Here is a 14733-nt window from a genome sequence, read left to right as displayed (position 1 = left end):
ATCAAGGGATTCAGCTTCCTTTGATATGTGGATAAAACCTGTGAGAGTAAAGAATAAATTTTTCAGATCCCGACCTGTAAGGCTATTAATAAGGTTTAATTTCTTTCTGGCCTGGATCAGGGCACTATCGCTCTTCATCAGATCATGATAGTTTTTCTTCAGTTCTTCATCCATGGCAGTAAGCTGGTTGCATGCAGCCCGTAACTCCTCATTTTTTCTGACCAGTTCATTCTCAACTTTGGTCCGGTGATCGACCTCCGACAATAACTCTTCATTCTGTCTGGCAAGTTCAGCCGTCTTTCGCCTGACTTCACGACGGAGAAGATAACTCATGACAACAAAGAGAGAGGCAAGGCTTACAATACCTCCAAGGATCCACCATAAAAATGTGGGAATTATCTCTTCTGCTTTTATGCTGTACCATTTCTGCATTGACGTGCTGTAGGTGGATGAGGGGTTTTTCTTTCCCTCTGCAATATAGGGATCGAGAGCCCTGATGAGATCCTGGTTCCGGCCTTTCTGAACTGCAAAGACAAATTGTGCCGGGTTAAACATCACAGGAGTTGCAATGAGCCCGTATTTCTTCACCTCTTCTTGACCTGCAGAATTATACATAACAAGAGCATCGGCCTCTCCTTTTGACACCGCGGCTAGAATATCTGCAGGTTTGTCCTTCTCCAGATATATTGCTGTAACACCAAATTTTTCTGCATAGTCTTTAAGTCCCATCCCACTGGATGCTCCCCTGACCATTGCGATCTGTTTATCCTGCAGATCAAGGATAGTATTAATCCCAGAATCCGGGCGTGCATAGACCTGTGACCAGATAGAAAGGACCGATTCATTTGTGAAATCATAGAGCATCAAACGCTCCGGAGTAACAGTTACTGCTGGTATGAGATCGATATCACCCCGCGACAGGCGATCCCAGCTTTCAGAGAGTGTTCCACGTATCCAGATGACATTCCAACCTTCAATTTTTGCCAGATCCTCGATTAGGTCAACAAAAAACCCGGCAGGATAATTCTGCTCATCAGTGAACAGGGAGGGCCTCAGCTCAGTCAGGGCTACTCGTACCTCTCGTGCACCGGCAACCGGTGAGCAGCATACAGTAATGATAAACAGTGCAGCAAGGACTATCAATAGCCATTGGAGTCTATTTCTTTTGGAGCTGGAATGGCAAATCGGGATCATACTTTTGGCAGGATATTTCAGAGCCGGATTGACCTGATACGTAAATTCAGTTCTGAAAGTTTAATTGTCTGGATGAGCCATAATCCTTTGCAAATGTCAGACATACTGCATGAGAACTGTCGTTTATTGGTACTCACGTACCGGAACATGAGAGGCGAACGCTTTTTAATAGCTTTCTCTGGTCTTTGATCTCATTCTCAATCTCTTCCCTCCTTTCCTCATCCTTTTCAACGATTATCCTGACAACATCCCCTTCAGAAAAACTCTGAAAGAGCTCAACTGGAAGATGTATCTCTTTGGTCGGTCTGGTATCGGTCATCAATACCAGTACATCATCCTCAACCCGGTCAACGATCGCCAAAACCATATCAGAAAAACCAGTATTTTTTCCCATCAGACATCAAAACAATCGTCCCTTCTTCATCAGTCCTGAATACCTCTACCCCGGCCTTTTTGAGGGCATTGATCGTGGAAGGGGCCGGATAATGATACTCATTGTCTCTCCCGAGCGAGATAATTGCACAGTCCGGAATATCTCCCTTCAGGATAGCACGGGTCGCAGATCCTTTTGAGCCATGATGTGCCAGTTTTACGATATCACATGAGGCATCACAACTCTCACAATCCCCGGTGAAGAAGATCCTGACCTCCCCGTAGGTGAGCAGAAGAGCAAGTGAGTCCTCATTCATATCACCGGTGAGATCATCCGGAGAGGTCACAAGAATGGTGATATCATCGGTGAACGGAATTTTATCACCCTTTTTCGCGGTTGCATACGGGATCTGTTTTTTTATCAGGGCTTTTTCCAGATTACGGTAGGCCGGGGTGGTATGGGTCGCTCCATTGTCAACATAGAGACTGACTGGTAGTGCATGTACAATTTCGCTCATTCCCCCGATATGGTCAGTATGCGGATGTGTGGAGACCAGAACGTCCAGACGAGTAACCCCCTGGGACTGAAGATAAGAGAGAATATCAGGGCCGGCATCCATATCCCCTGCATCGATAAGCATGGTATGGCCATTATGTCTGATAAGCGTAGCATCCCCCTGACCAACATCAAGGAAATGAACTGAAAGGGCAGATACTGGTGAAATTATGAATATCAGGGAAAAAATCACGAAAATTCTGGTATAGTTCATCTCCATGTATCCGTTTGAGAGCATGAACACGATATCTGACAGGCAGTTATAATAATATTTCAACGTTCCGGCCTCTTTTTGATGAGAGGCAGCACATCACTATAGCTGCAGACCGGAATCCTGACCTTTCCGTCAGCAGTGACCGTGATCCCCCATATTTCGGCCATTTTTCTGACTCTTTCAGGATCTATCTGTTTTTCAATCATGTCAATCTCCCGGAACGATGAACATTCATCCATACTCTATTCAGAATGATATGTTTGCAGTTTCAAAAAATCTACCGGTTTATTATGCCCGGCAAAAAATTTTGGAACAATAAATAAAAAAACCGTGGTTATTTCAAAGCCCCCGCTCTGAATGCAATGTATTGTTTAAGACAAATTACTGGATTCGTGGAGATAGGTTGGGCATTACATCACATCCTCCTGATTATTGGTATCGGTATCTAAATCAGGACGAATAATTCCAGTGATTCCAGATATTTAATTATTTCAGTATCTTCTCCTTCCCAAGCAAAAACTCATCCTCTGAAATGATCCCTTCATCCCGCAGTTCCTTTAATTTTCTTATCTCATCTGCCAGATGCAGGTCATAGAGATCTCGTGATCCTTCTTTTAAAGCACGGATCTCTTCGAGGAATCCTGAAGCAATAATCCCTGTTGGTAGTGCAATTATCCCGATTCCAAGAATTATTATGAGAAAGGAAATGAATTTCCCCATATCCGTGACCGGAATAACATCACCATATCCCACAGTGCTCGTCGTCTCGATAGCCCACCAGAGAGCGTCATCAAAATCCTGGATTTTATCTGGTTGTGCTTCAGCTTCAAAGATATAAATGAGGTATGAGCTGAAAGAGAGAAAAACCAGCAGGATAATGATAATCGAGAAGAGATACTGGCTATCTCTTTTAATCACCCGGTATATCACATCAATGGATCCATAATATCTCAGAAGTTTTAAAACCCTGAACAGTCTGAACAGGCGGAGAAAATGAACAACATATGGACTGAGAGGTATGACGAACATCAGGTAAAATGGAAAAACTGCGAAAAAATCTATGATCATCGTGAGGGAACAGGCATACCGAAGCCTTCCGGTAACAGGGTGTGAATACTCCGGATAACAGGTAGAGGTCCAGATTCTGATCAGGTATTCTGTGGTAAAGACAATGATGGTGATATATTCGATAAGATCCAGATATTCTGTGTAATTATTCTGGATGGTCGGATATGTCTCAATGAAGATGACGAAGGTATTGACAATAATGATGAAGATGATGAAAAAGTCAAAGATGCTGTTCGGTCTCCCTCCTTCATCCTTATCATCGATAATATCAAAGACTCTTCTTTTCAGTGACTGCATCTTCATCTCACATGTGACATGCTGATATTTGCCTGCTCAATCTATCTTTCATTGAAATGAGAAGAAACCTGCTATCCGGATGGTTCATGTATCCTGAAAGACCGAACCGTGAAGGAACGCAAAAACTCTTGATATCGCCGGAGATAGAACCATTCCTGATGACGATCTCTGTGTAAAACGTTATCATACCAGGAAAAAGGGTTTTGAATAGTCAAGGTAACGGTGATTTTTCCAAAGCCTGCAATTTGAATGCATTTTATCGTTCAAGCCAGATGTTCAGGATTCGCGAAAAGTCTGACCTAAAATTATAGGTTTCATACTGAAAACCGGAGAATATTTCTCCAGACTCATGTGAGAGATCCGGGTTTAAAAAAACCGATCCCGGTGGTATATCGTAGTGATAGGAGATACGAAAAGGATTTTTACGAGAGAACCTGCCAGTATATGGTATGTCTGTCACTCCCTGTATACATCATGAAGATCATGACGGAGAACATACCTGCCGTATTTGCAAAGAACATCACTGCTCTGCATGTATCCATATGGGAAGTGGCATCTGTCATTCCTGCATCTATAAGGGTCTGATAATCATCCTGGTCATCATGGTCATCACCTCGTATATTGCATGGTTCGGGCTGCTTTAAAACCCATAGAGGAAACCATTTCCGAATAGATAATCTAACCTATACAGGATTATCGAGGCTTTATATGAATATCAGGGTATACTTTCTGGTCATCAGCATCGGATTTCTTCTGATGCCTGCCTGCTCTGTTGTCGCGGATACAAACATCTCACATACATCGTCTATCGTCTTTACCGCCCCTGCCCAGGTGGTATCGCCTCAAGCTGACCATGACTATGTTCTGGAAAAGGTCTCTCTGGCAGGTGATTATGCGTACACCCGCCCGGGAAGGTCGGTTACTCCCCGGATCATCATCACAAATCAGGGAGGCGATGACATCGCCCCGGGCAATGTCCCGGTAGAGGCATGGCTTGGTGATACCAGGCTCATTCCGGTCACAGATACCTTTCCTCCCCTGAAAGGAGGGACATCCGCCATGTTTGACCTCCGGTTCATGATCCCTCATGATATCCCCCGGCTTCCAAATCACCTGACGATAAAGATAGACCCATGGAATACCAGGAAAGAAGCCGGTGATGGAATCAATGAACTCTCGACCCTGTCTTTGGTGGTCATCGAAGACAAGAACAAAAGCTGGGACGACTTTTAACCTTTTTATTCAACATCAGCGATGATGAGGGTAATGTTATCCGGAGCTCCTGCATCATAGCAGATGGAAAGAATCTCCTGTGTTGCGAAGGGTGGATCCCCTTTCATTGCTGCCTTGAGAAAGCGTTCGCCTCCGTAATCCCAAACCCCGTCGGTGCAGAGAACCAGCCGTGTCCCCTTCTGTATGGGGTGAGTTGACATTCGGATATCGTTTGAGCTCCTTCTCCGTCCCCCAGACAGGCATGAGGTGATGATATGACCAAGCGGATGAGATCTAGCCTCTTTTTCAGTCAGCCGTCCGGTGTCGATCATATCCTGGACAACCGAATGGTCTTTTGTCATGCATTGTAGCGCTTCATCTCCAGGCATGCTCATATACACTCTCGAGTCACCACATGAAAAGATGATTATCCGGTCATGCAGAGCGAGCACACCAGCAAGGGTTGTTCCAAGCCCGTCAAGGTCAGGCCTGGTTTCAACCAGGTGATCAAGATGGGTTTGTGCTGCGTGTATCAGGTCATGAAGGGTCTCCTCACGGTCCGGGCACGGTGGCCGTGCCAGACAAATCAGCACCTCCCTGCTTGCAATATCTCCGGCCACACTACCGCCGATACCATCTGCAACGGCAAGGATGACCGGATATGAATCAACCCTCCATGCTTTCGGCTCAGTCAGAGATACGCAGGCAAGAACATCTCTGCCCACCAGCAGACTGTCTTCATTGCGTCTTCGGTACAGCCCGGTGTTGGTGATGGCAGCAATATCCAGGGAATACATCGTTCGTCACCTCCGCTCTCATGACATACGATATGACAGGGTATATGAAATACCTGACTCATATATTGTAGCAGAACAGAAAATCACTCCTATCATGCACCATTATCTGGTAACCCCTTCCTCGTACCGGTATATCTGTACCCGGATTGGGCTGAAGAAGAAGTCTCTCATTTCGCCTGACCAGTACAACAGGCTCCTGAATATGGAGCTTTCCCAGATCATCCGGTTTATTGGAGAATCCGGATACCATGAAGAGGTGCATATGCTCTCCTCTGCCTATTCAGATATTGAGTTAATCGAACATGCTCTGACTGAAAATCTCGCAAAAACTTACCGCAGCATCCTCTCTATTGCCCCCGGCGCCTTACAGGAACTTGCTGAGCAGTATTTTTCCCGATGGGATATCGAGAATGTCATGCTTATTCTGCGGGGATGCCAGTTTCACATCCCTGGTGACCGGATACGGGCCGTGCTCATCCCTGCCGGTGTCCTGTCCCCCTCGCATCTTGATCACCTCCTGACCCTCCGGTCCATTCAGGAAATTGCTGATAATCTCTCCTCATGGCCCCATCACGAAATTGTATCTGCACGGATATCTGGCGGATACCGTCGTGGCCTATTCGCCTCCCTGGAGAACGATCTTTACCTTGCGTATTATGGAAATCTCCTCACCGATGCACGGTTTGGTATCAGGGGCGGTGATGTCATCCTTCCCCACCTGCGGTTTGAGATAGATATCTTAAATATCAGGAATATATTCCGGCTTCGAGCCGGGAGCACCGTATCTGATATCACCCCGTTCATGGTGACAGGCGGATATATGAATCCGGAAGACTTTCAAAGGCTCTATGGGGTGACAGACCGGGAAACCTTTGTGAATGAACTGTCCCGTGCCGGGATCCTGTCAATACTCACCGAAGCACTCAAAAACCTGCGATGTGACGAGAATGTCTGTGAGGCTGATGCGGCCGATGTAGTGTGGCGGAGATGGGCGGCTCACAAGACACCCTTATACACCGTCATGCTCTCGGTGAATGCCATGCTCCTTCATCATCTGGATGGACTTGCACGGCGACACCAGTTCTCTGTTCTTCCCATCATCTCCTATCTTGAGCACAAGCGGTATGAGATTGCAAACCTCCGGGCTATAGCGAGAGGGAAGCAGTTCGGTGTTAATCCGGATTTTATCAGACAGCATCTGGTGATGTAAGGTGTCATATCTTCGTGATATCAGGCCGACGAAATCAGAACTCCTTGTATTAAAGTCAAGACTTAAAATCGCCGTCAGGTCCCATAAGACGCTGCAGATGAAACTGGACGGCCTTATTCTGGAAGTCACAAACCTGGCTCCTCTTGTGAAGGCAGAATATGATCTTCTCATGGTCAGGTACCGGCGGGTCAGGCATCTTCTGGCCCCTGCCTACATGATTGAGGGGATGCTCAACGTCACCATAGCAGCATACTCGGTGGAATCAAAGACCGAGATTGAGTTCTCGGAAAAGAACCTCTTTGGTATCCGGGTCCCGGTGATTACCGGGAGTAATGTGAGGACAGATCTCGTGGATCGGGGATACGGGCTCCTTGGTACTTCGTTGGTCATTGATGATCTGGCAGATGCATATGAGAAGCTTGTTGATGCAATTATTGCATATGCCGGAAATGCCGCAGCACTCAGCCACCTGATAGCCGAGATAGAGCGGATTTCCCGCCGGGTAAAAGCACTCGAGCATGTGGTAATACCATCACTCGAAGCGTCTATTGCAACGATTACGGCAAGCCGGGAAGAACTGGAGCGGGAAGAGCAGTCACGGCTGTTTCATGTGAAAAAGAGATGGAAATAGGTCAGATCTCGTCACAGGAGAGATACCGTCCGGCACAGACGATGTACTGCTTTTTATCACTCCCGGTCACGAGGGTATAATAGGCCTCTTTATAGAAAATTCCCGTCTCAAGCGGGTTTGAGTAGGTGTATGTCACAATACCTGAACCCTGTTTCATCGCACCGGTCACGATCTCATCCCTGAATTTCTTCCCCGATGCATCGACTTTTCCTGAAAAGTTCGTCCCGGCAAGGGAAGGCTGCGCAGCGTTGGCGATGAGAGTGACCCCGGTATCAAAGACATACACATATAACGAAGGATCAGACCGGTCCTTGTATGGATGTCGTCCGTTCTGAATATCTGCAAGCGTTCCGGTTGCATCCCGGCTGATGGCATCCGCGGTGAGATTGACCAGGTTGATTATCTGTTGCCGTGTTTGTGACTTTTCTGCACAAATCGGACCGATGTATTTCCCGACAATCTTTTCATAGGTGGTAATTCCCTCATCCCTGCGGTCCGTTTTCATCGCATCCAGTTCGGTCTGAATGGCATTCATGATGTCAGGATCGGTATTCAGGTTAAATGCAATGTAGTAGGTTGATCTGCCCAGATCATCAAGGATATAGAATGATTCCGGATTTTCTGCGATGGTCTGAATCAGGCTCTCACCAGGATACAGGGCATAGACCCAGACATCTGATGTTCCATCGATCAGTCGCTGGACTGCTTCTGCAGGGGTTGTCACCTGAAATATGTTCTCATCCGGAATTCCTGCCTCTCTGCCGACATACAGGCCAATATCATCTTTGATGACAACTGCCCGAAGATCCTTGTTCTCCGGCCGTGCAGTCTTCAGGGATTCATTTTCAGCAAAGAAAACAAGCGGGCATTGCATCAGGGGACCAGCCCATTTGAACCGTTCCTCACGCTCCGGTGTTCGTGCCATTGAGAAAAGCCCGGTATTGTTCCTGGATTCTGTCATCCGGTATGCATCAGACCAGGCCATAAAACTGATATCTTCGGTGGAGAAGGGAATCCCGGCTCTTTCAAGTGCAGTTTTGAGAAGTTCCACTGACAGGCCGGAAGGCACGCCGTTTTCAAGATAATTAAATGGTGGATATTCTTCGGTTAAAAAAATCATGTCATCAGGCATCGGTACGGCCATGGAAAGAGATGAAAAGAGGGAAATGCACAGTGCAATGAGCATTCCGGTCCGTATAGATCTCATCAGCTTTTGGATTTTTGCGTATGGAGATAAATAGGTGACTCTCAGATCAGGGGGTGAGGACTCTTCTCCCCGGAGACAGGCAGATCTGCATGGGTTACAAAGAGCGGATATTCTATCGCGGCCATTCGCAGAAGGATCAGGTGTTTCCCGCCAGGGGTAAGGGCATATACCGGCACTGTGGATCCTGCCTGCAAAATGGCGCATGGTCCGCAGATCTCACGGATAGTCTGTGAGGCACATGCGGTTACGATATCCGCATATTGTCTGACCTTCTCTGCATCCTCGTGAGAGTAACCGGTTGTATGCACGGCGATGATGATGGCATCAGAATCATACTCCCTGATAGCCCGTGCATCCTCCGGATTATGGATGGTCACGATAAGATGCTCATATCCTGCCTTTTTCGCAGCATGGACGCCTGCAATGGGATCAAGAAAGGCATGGTCAGGATCGACAACGATTCCTCCCTCCTCTTCTATTCTCCGGATAACATCAGGAATCGGTGACGTGCTGATAAGTCCTGACATTCTCCCCCCTATTCCCTGTGCCATCTCCGCTTTTGTGACAACGACGGTACCGGCCCCGTCACAGACGATGACCGCTGCATCAATATACCGGCTTTTCAGGGCGGTGCTGATAATCTCTGACGCTCCAAATCCGACAAACACCTCTTCTGAAGTGAGTTCACGACCCGGGGTGCACATCCCAAACGAGTCTATACGGTTCTGAATATTATCCCGAATCGCTTCAGATGTCATCTCATTGACCGGACAGGCAAACCTGCGTGCAAGAGGACAGTCGGATATCAGAGGACTTCCAACTTCCACCACTTTCCCATCTCTGACAATGACTCTGCAACGTCCGGCTGCTTCTATGATATGTTCATCCATACTATCTCCTGAAAAGGAAGAGAACGAATCCCACTCCCAAAATCCCGGTGAGGGGTAATAATCCAGTTTTTTCAGTGGGGACAGGGGTCGGTGGAGCAGGAAGAGGGGTTCTTTTTGGAACCGGATCAGGGGTTATATCTACCGGCTCACCATTCTGTCCGGGAACGACGCTGGTTACACTGGTCACCAGAGTCGGTGTTGGTGTTGGTTCCTGTGACGTGATGACAGGTTCAGGGGTTGCAGGGATTGAACTTGGAGATGTCAGACTGATGTTGTCGATATACCCGTGGGCCTTTCTCCCGTTCTGTCCCTCACCGATGGACGTCAAAAACAGGTGGGTAAACTCTTCCATCTTACCGGTTACCATTACAAAATGACTAAACAGCGGGGTGTTCTCGCCTGGAGCAGTGACCGTCATACTGACCCGTTTTTCAACCGGGTACCAGGTAAGCCTGATATGATACTTCTCCCCGTCCACAAATCGCACGGTTTTTCCACTATAATTTGCTTTCCCCGGAATGGAGAATGTCTGGGAACGGAGGTTTTCCTTAGATATTGCAGTGAGGGCAAACGCCCCTTCTCCATTCTGATTATAAAGCTCGGCAAGGACAACCGGTCCTTTCTGACTGTCATACCCTTCTGTTCCAAGACCAAACCTGAACGAACTCTTCTCTTCGGTCAGCACCGGGTACACATCAAATTCCAGGGTGAACGGACCGGTGAATGGCCCTGAGAGGGGATAGTACGCATAGGATCCGGTACCGCCTGTTATCTGGTAATGGTACTGTCCCTTCCCTTCATCCAGATAAAATGACGATGGGCTGTTCGTTTCCCACCCGGTTGCGTCTGAAAAGTCTGTTGTATACAGGGGCGTATCGGCAATAACGCCTCCCTCAAGGGAGAGTATCAATGAAAGAATGAGGATTGAAAAGAATAATCGGGGGTCTTTCATACGTGTGTGCCTATGGTATCGTATCACAAGAATGAAAGGTTGCCGATCGTACCCGGGTTACCCCATGGTAAGTTCGGCAATCCCGCCCTGGAAGTTCATAGCCTGGGCTGATTTCTGATAAAAGAACCGGCCGGCACTATCCGGTCCGATTCCGAAGAACGTAAACTTCGGGCTTTCAACATACTTGTATGGTTCAGAATTGATATACAGCGTTGAATAGGGATCCCCTCGTGGTATGGTAAGGTTCAGGGCAGATGCATAGCTGTCAAACCCGCCAAGAGAGAAACTATTGACCGGGCCCCGTGCCAGCGTCTCACCATTCTTGACAAGAGTGATATCGTTAAAGTTGAATGCGGTAAACTTGTTCTTATCGGTGGATATGGTTCCATCCATGGATCCCGGCCCGTAGATGAGCTGGATCATATCCCCTGGTTCAAAGGTGTAGATCTTTCCGGCAATCTTCATGGAACTTGCCGGATCAGTCACTCTGAGCCTGACATAACCATCAGGGATGAGTGCTCCGTTTATGCTTCCGGCAAGATATACATCCATCTTGGTCGGGGCAGTGACATTGATCCCGGCCTCCTGGGAGTACTTGTCGGTTCCATATGCGTTGGTGACCCGGAGGGTGACATTATACTGCCCGGCATACTGGAAGATGTGAACCGGGTTCTTCTCAGATGACTGGGTCCCATCACTAAATGACCACTCCCAGCTCTTCGGGCTGCCGGTTGAGAGATCAGTAAACTGAACGGTCAGCGGTGCCTGTCCACTGGATGGTTCGGCAAGGTATTTTGCGACCGGCGGGGATCCGATCACGATAAAGTCCCCGGCAGTCCGGCGGTTTGATCCATACGCATTGGTCACGAGGAGGCTGACGGTGTATGCTCCTGGAACAAAATATGTATGAACCGGGTTTTGAAGGGTAGACGTGGAGCCGTCTCCAAAGCTCCAGAGGTATTCAGAGACCTGTCCGTAACTCAGATCATGGAACGTCACCGTCAGTGGGGGATCGCCAACCCTGGGTTCAGCGGTAAAGTCACTGATCGGTGGCTGGAACGGGTTTGCATCCTTTAAATTTACCGGGATATTGGTCGGTAGCGGAGTCGGAGTGACCGGAAGGACCATCTCAACCGGAAGGGGAGTTGCCGATACCACCGGCGGGGGATCAAGACGTGCCTTGTCAATGAGAACACTGTCTCCCTTGTCGGTCACGTACAGCACCTCTACCAGTCGTGGAGCATCCGGTGCCGGGTAATAAAACTGCATCCGCTCTCCTGGAGACCAGGGCCATGTACCCCCCTGGAAGTTCATATTTGTGTTCGGCTGGACATCTCCGTTCACCTTGATGATAAGCCGGTCTGATGAGAACGAATCACCATCAATGTGTTGCATCACGATCGAGTCGCCTTCGCCTTCAATACTGATGGTGGCCTTTGGTATCCGTTCAGGTATCGGATTCCATACCACCAGGATCACACCAAGAAGAAACAGAACAATCATGATAACGGTCATGACCATGATTGTCTGGATCTGTGTCATTGCGTGTTCTTTATTCATGTACCAAACCCATCCCGTTTTCCTCACCTGTCTGCACCCCCCCGCACAGATTGCCTTTATTCATTGATTATACACTGGTTTAAAAATATTCAAAAGGGAGTAGTGACTTCATATGATTCAATACCTCCCCTGAAGGAAAATCCTGCCCCGTCCTGGATACTGAAGAGGAACTTGCCGGTTGAATCGGTTCCGACATTGTGCAGGGTTACCATCTGACCCGGACTTGCCACAATCGCCGGAATACCATTTACCAGTCCTTTGAGACCAGGTTCCTTCGCAATGATCCGGATGGTGATGTCAGCCGATGCAATCTGCTCATATTGATTGATATTGATGTTTGTAAGCCATCCGGATCCAAATTCCTTGCCATTGACCCATATTGATACGTTTTCAAAGTTGAACTGGACAATAGCATTGTTTATGATAGAGATATATCCGGTTCCCCCATCGTTCAGGTCAATTCTGACCAGGTCCCCCTTCTTCAGATAGGAATCCTTTCCTCCTATCCGAATCAGCATTGCGGGGCCCTTGACAGTGAAGAATAATGATCCTCCTGCATCAATACTTGCTGCTCCGGGGCCAGAAAGAAGCGTGTCCTGCCGGTCAACCGGGAGCACGGTGATCTCTTTTACCGGTGCTTCTGATGACTCATCAGGGTCACAGAAGGTCATGTCAAGACTTGCGGTGTAGGTACCCGGGAAAGGATAGATGTGCTCAGGGTATCGTGCATTGGATGTCATCCCGTCACCAAAGTTCCATGACCGGTTCTGTGCACATACCTGTGTCTGATCGGCAAACTGAACGGTCAGTGGCTGAATGCCGGTTGTTGGTTGCGCATCAAACCTGATCAGATTCTGGTTCATGAAGTCTTCCGTCAGAACCGGCTGGACAGAAATCGTATGAGACGGAACCGGGATCTCCGGGGTCATAACCGGTTCAGGTGTATGCTCAGGGGTGGGAGTCGGTGTTGGTGTCGGTGTGGGCTCTGCTGGTGCTGAAAACAGCAGGGCTTCACCCTCCCCTTTCGTATATAGTACCGCAACCGTTGCAGGTTTTGCATATCCGGAGGTGTCAACCTTGAGGACCGTCCCCTGTGTCCACGGCCATGTCATGCCCCCCATCAGCATGATCTTTTCCCGTGGGATTTCAGCGCCACCCAGCGTAAATCTTACATCCTGTTCCTGAAGGTCAGGGCCGGATTCATAATACAGGAATACGTCTTCTCCAGACTGACTTGGTGTCATGACAACCGTCGGCGGACCGGACGGCATCAGCATAGGCATGACAAAAAATACTCCTGCAAGTATGATCGCTGCTATTGCGACAATTGCAATAATAATTAACCTGATATCGATCTCAAGTTCGCGCCCTCCGGTCTCCTCCGGTTCTTCGGATTCCTCTGGTTCAGGCGCTGCTTCTTCTATACTCTCGTCAATGTAAGGCGAAGTTTCCTCTTCCGGCTCATCCAGCTCCAGGTCAAGCTGATCAGCCGTCCCCTCATCGTCGAGAAGCTCGAGCATGTCCTCTTCATCATTCATCATATACCTCCGTTCCGGATACCGGGGGCTCACATCCCACAAACAGGCCAGATATCTGTATGATCCAATTATCCAATATATTATATAAAAGATAGTGTTTGATAGTGAACCGCTGTTCAGGTACAAAAATGGTCATGGGTTTTCCATGACTTATACGTGCCGAACAAACTTGTTACAGTCACGAACCCTGATGTCATTCAGATAATGTATTGCGGTCTCATTCTTTGGATTTATCCTGGTCGCTTCCTTGAAGAATTTTTTCGCCTCACAAAACTCTTTCAGTTGATACAGAACAAATCCTTTTGCTGCAAAAAGATCGTCAATAGACTCTTTCTGCATGGTTTCAACCGGTATATCCTTCACAAGGTTCTGGATATCGGCTAATATGTCATTTGCTCCTTTATAATCGCCGCTGTCAATCAAGCCCTGTGCCTGATTACAGATCTTCTCGATCATATCAGAGTGTTCATTCTTCACCCGTTCAGGATGAGTTGTCAGGGAAGGGACTTTGCCTACATCCTTTTGTGCACCCGGTGCAGGCTCCTTTTCCTTATCTTTCTTCTGTCCGTTCTTGCTTCCGCCTTTCTGCACAATATGGCTGTAGATCCGTTCTATCTCTTTCGCATCATCCTTATTGGTGCAGGACTCCTTTGCTTTGCTTAATATTTCAAGTGCCTCATCACCCTTCCCGATGTTAAAGAGTGCAATACTCTTCAGGAACAATGACCGGTAGTCATCAGAAGACTCAAGAAGCATCTCATCAAGGCGGGTAATGGCTTCATGGTATTTACCCTGCTTAATGAGTGCCTTAATCTTCTGATGGTTCCCTGAAGGTGAAGTGGCAACCTCTGATATAATGGTGTCAGGTTCGGGAGCCGGTGCAGATGGTACCGCCTCCTGTTCAGATGGGGCGGGAATCTCCTCTTTAGGCTGAACTTCTGAGAGGTTCTGCTTAAATGAGATGGTCGTCTCTTTCTTCGGGATTTCCATGTCCGGTTTTACCAGAACCGTTACCGGGGCGGCGGATGCACTGAT

The 14733-nt window shown here is 47.9% G+C and carries 16 protein-coding genes; 4 read left to right on the top strand and 12 right to left on the bottom strand.

Annotation, left to right across the window (positions count from 1 at the left end; genetic code table 11):
- From LDL35_RS04475 to LDL35_RS04455, 5 genes are all read right to left on the bottom strand, one after another.
- Nucleotides 1–1194 (bottom strand): transporter substrate-binding domain-containing protein (locus LDL35_RS04475; protein WP_304019934.1); only part of this gene is annotated, 1194 nt, incomplete at its 3' end.
- A gap of 133 nt (nt 1195–1327) precedes the next feature.
- Complete coding sequence (locus tag LDL35_RS04470; RefSeq protein WP_304019932.1) at nt 1328–1588, bottom strand: DUF3006 family protein; 261 nt, start codon at nt 1586–1588, stop codon at nt 1328–1330.
- Complete coding sequence (locus LDL35_RS04465) at nt 1563–2360, bottom strand: ComEC/Rec2 family competence protein (RefSeq protein ID WP_304019929.1); 798 nt, start codon at nt 2358–2360, stop codon at nt 1563–1565. Before LDL35_RS04465 ends, LDL35_RS04470 begins: the two co-directional genes overlap by 26 nt.
- A 35-nt stretch (nt 2361–2395) precedes the next feature.
- The gene (locus tag LDL35_RS04460) at nt 2396–2575 is read right to left on the bottom strand and encodes a hypothetical protein (protein ID WP_304019927.1); all 180 of its coding nucleotides are present in this window, start codon (nt 2573–2575) and stop codon (nt 2396–2398) included.
- 247 nt (nt 2576–2822) lie between these two features.
- On the bottom strand, nt 2823–3707 hold the full coding sequence (locus LDL35_RS04455) for an ion transporter (RefSeq protein WP_304019926.1): 885 nt from the start codon (nt 3705–3707) through the stop codon (nt 2823–2825).
- Between the two features lie 443 nt (nt 3708–4150).
- Here LDL35_RS04455 and LDL35_RS04450 point away from each other — a divergent pair, with 443 nt between their 5' ends.
- Nucleotides 4151–4345 carry a hypothetical protein gene (locus LDL35_RS04450; protein WP_304019923.1) on the top strand — a complete coding sequence of 65 codons (195 nt, stop codon included), beginning with the start codon at nt 4151–4153 and terminating at the stop codon, nt 4343–4345.
- Nucleotides 4346–4409: 64 nt separating this feature from the next.
- Nucleotides 4410–4934 (top strand): hypothetical protein, encoded by a 525-nt coding sequence (locus LDL35_RS04445; protein ID WP_304019921.1) that lies wholly within the window; start codon nt 4410–4412, stop codon nt 4932–4934.
- Nucleotides 4935–4939: 5 nt separating this feature from the next.
- On the opposite strand, the gene LDL35_RS04440 is transcribed toward LDL35_RS04445, so the two are convergent.
- Complete coding sequence (locus LDL35_RS04440; protein WP_304019918.1) at nt 4940–5710, bottom strand: PP2C family serine/threonine-protein phosphatase; 771 nt, start codon at nt 5708–5710, stop codon at nt 4940–4942.
- On the opposite strand from LDL35_RS04440, the gene LDL35_RS04435 reads away from it, so the two are divergent.
- Nucleotides 5685–6920 carry a V-type ATP synthase subunit C gene (locus LDL35_RS04435; RefSeq protein WP_304019917.1) on the top strand — a complete coding sequence of 412 codons (1236 nt, stop codon included), beginning with the start codon at nt 5685–5687 and terminating at the stop codon, nt 6918–6920. The genes LDL35_RS04440 and LDL35_RS04435 overlap by 26 nt on opposite strands.
- A 1-nt stretch (nt 6921) precedes the next feature.
- Entirely contained in the window at nt 6922–7551 is a 630-nt protein-coding gene (locus LDL35_RS04430) for a V-type ATP synthase subunit D (protein ID WP_304019914.1), read from the top strand.
- A 1-nt stretch (nt 7552) separates the two neighbouring features.
- Here LDL35_RS04430 and LDL35_RS04425 read toward each other — a convergent pair whose 3' ends face one another.
- The 6 genes from LDL35_RS04425 to LDL35_RS04400 form a co-directional block, all read right to left on the bottom strand.
- Nucleotides 7553–8758, bottom strand: a complete 1206-nt coding sequence (locus LDL35_RS04425; protein ID WP_304019912.1) for a transporter substrate-binding domain-containing protein — start codon at nt 8756–8758, stop codon at nt 7553–7555.
- 41 nt (nt 8759–8799) lie between these two features.
- On the bottom strand, nt 8800–9648 hold the full coding sequence (locus LDL35_RS04420; protein WP_304019911.1) for a methanogenesis marker 8 protein: 849 nt from the start codon (nt 9646–9648) through the stop codon (nt 8800–8802).
- A gap of 1 nt (nt 9649) precedes the next feature.
- Nucleotides 9650–10600, bottom strand: a complete 951-nt coding sequence (locus tag LDL35_RS04415; protein WP_304019908.1) for a hypothetical protein — start codon at nt 10598–10600, stop codon at nt 9650–9652.
- A 57-nt stretch (nt 10601–10657) separates the two neighbouring features.
- Nucleotides 10658–12160 (bottom strand): PKD domain-containing protein, encoded by a 1503-nt coding sequence (locus LDL35_RS04410; RefSeq protein WP_304019905.1) that lies wholly within the window; start codon nt 12158–12160, stop codon nt 10658–10660.
- Between the two features lie 89 nt (nt 12161–12249).
- Nucleotides 12250–13701 carry a PKD domain-containing protein gene (locus LDL35_RS04405; RefSeq protein WP_304019904.1) on the bottom strand — a complete coding sequence of 484 codons (1452 nt, stop codon included), beginning with the start codon at nt 13699–13701 and terminating at the stop codon, nt 12250–12252.
- 147 nt (nt 13702–13848) lie between these two features.
- The coding region (locus LDL35_RS04400; RefSeq protein WP_304019902.1) for a tetratricopeptide repeat protein at nt 13849–14733 on the bottom strand (885 nt) is incomplete at its 5' end.

The sequence above is a fragment of the Methanospirillum hungatei genome, from assembly GCF_020216685.1.
GTDB lineage: Archaea > Halobacteriota > Methanomicrobia > Methanomicrobiales > Methanospirillaceae > Methanospirillum > Methanospirillum hungatei_B.
Note: the sequence above shows the minus strand (reverse complement) of the source record. Positions and strands in the feature narration are given on the sequence as shown.

Coding starts and splice junctions, on each gene's coding strand:
- LDL35_RS04435 (WP_304019917.1), top strand. CDS start 5,685: ATGGCAGCAATATCCAGGGAATACATCGTTCGTCACCTCCGCTCTCAT.
- LDL35_RS04415 (WP_304019908.1), bottom strand. CDS start 10,600: ATGAAAGACCCCCGATTATTCTTTTCAATCCTCATTCTTTCATTGATA.
- LDL35_RS04405 (WP_304019904.1), bottom strand. CDS start 13,701: ATGATGAATGATGAAGAGGACATGCTCGAGCTTCTCGACGATGAGGGG.
- LDL35_RS04450 (WP_304019923.1), top strand. CDS start 4,151: ATGTCTGTCACTCCCTGTATACATCATGAAGATCATGACGGAGAACAT.
- LDL35_RS04455 (WP_304019926.1), bottom strand. CDS start 3,707: ATGAAGATGCAGTCACTGAAAAGAAGAGTCTTTGATATTATCGATGAT.
- LDL35_RS04410 (WP_304019905.1), bottom strand. CDS start 12,160: ATGAATAAAGAACACGCAATGACACAGATCCAGACAATCATGGTCATG.
- LDL35_RS04470 (WP_304019932.1), bottom strand. CDS start 1,588: ATGGGAAAAAATACTGGTTTTTCTGATATGGTTTTGGCGATCGTTGAC.
- LDL35_RS04445 (WP_304019921.1), top strand. CDS start 4,410: ATGAATATCAGGGTATACTTTCTGGTCATCAGCATCGGATTTCTTCTG.
- LDL35_RS04420 (WP_304019911.1), bottom strand. CDS start 9,648: ATGGATGAACATATCATAGAAGCAGCCGGACGTTGCAGAGTCATTGTC.
- LDL35_RS04460 (WP_304019927.1), bottom strand. CDS start 2,575: ATGGATGAATGTTCATCGTTCCGGGAGATTGACATGATTGAAAAACAG.
- LDL35_RS04465 (WP_304019929.1), bottom strand. CDS start 2,360: ATGCTCTCAAACGGATACATGGAGATGAACTATACCAGAATTTTCGTG.
- LDL35_RS04425 (WP_304019912.1), bottom strand. CDS start 8,758: ATGAGATCTATACGGACCGGAATGCTCATTGCACTGTGCATTTCCCTC.
- LDL35_RS04440 (WP_304019918.1), bottom strand. CDS start 5,710: ATGTATTCCCTGGATATTGCTGCCATCACCAACACCGGGCTGTACCGA.